We start from the raw sequence: 249 nt of genomic DNA on the forward strand, positions 1-249 counted from the left end.
ATAGGCATCGATATTCTTTTGGTGTAAATAGGCTAAAGCTTCGCCACTGCTATAACCACCATCGGCTAAAAGTTCTTCTAGTTGAATATCGTTTTCATTTAGATTTTCCTCGGTAAGTTCTACAATTTTTTCAATACACTGACTATCGCGTTTGTCTGCAAAGTCAGAACATGCACCTGTTATAACGTGGTGCGCATCGTCTACAGCGATTTGTCCAAAATAATTCAGTTGGCGTGCTTTGCCTGGTTT

The 249-nt window shown here is 39.8% G+C and carries 1 pseudogene; it reads right to left on the reverse strand.

Going from position 1 to position 249, the window contains the following annotated elements:
- A pseudogene (locus tag IAI56_RS16030) lies at window positions 1–249 on the reverse strand (IS1182 family transposase); the annotation flags it as partial.

It is taken from the genome of Flavobacterium macrobrachii (assembly GCF_014486675.1).
GTDB classification, from domain to species: domain Bacteria; phylum Bacteroidota; class Bacteroidia; order Flavobacteriales; family Flavobacteriaceae; genus Flavobacterium; species Flavobacterium macrobrachii.